Origin of the sequence: Streptomyces hilarionis (assembly GCF_024539675.1) — a bacterium.
Classification (GTDB): domain Bacteria; phylum Actinomycetota; class Actinomycetes; order Streptomycetales; family Streptomycetaceae; genus Streptomyces; species Streptomyces hilarionis.
The window spans coordinates 1-291 of the sequence record NZ_JAHHIT010000664.1 but is presented as its reverse complement, the minus strand read 5'-3'; the positions used below and the strand labels follow the sequence as shown (position 1 = coordinate 291).

Sequence of the window (291 nt, the reverse complement as noted above, 5' to 3'; positions counted from 1 at the left end):
GCACCCGGTGATGTGCTCAAAGCCAATGCGGCATTGGCGGATATTCTGGTGCCGGAATGGGCGGCTGCCCAGACTGAGTTCCTTGCCCTGAAACGCAACGGTGATGCTGACCTGCTGGCTGCGGCCCGCCAGCGACTGCGGTTCACAGGGATGCCAGCAACGCTGATTACTCAGGTTGAGCGTGGCGGTAAGGTCCAGCCTTACCTGACGCTCACCAGTCCCATTGGCGGTGTGCTGCAAGAGTTGAACGTACGCGCGGGTATGACCGTGGCGACTGGCGATACGTTGGCA

The 291-nt window shown here is 61.2% G+C and carries 1 protein-coding gene; it reads left to right on the top strand.

Annotation, left to right across the window (positions count from 1 at the left end):
* On the top strand, positions 1 to 291 hold a 291-nt coding region (locus KMS84_RS44455), incomplete at both ends, for an efflux RND transporter periplasmic adaptor subunit (RefSeq protein ID WP_256921555.1).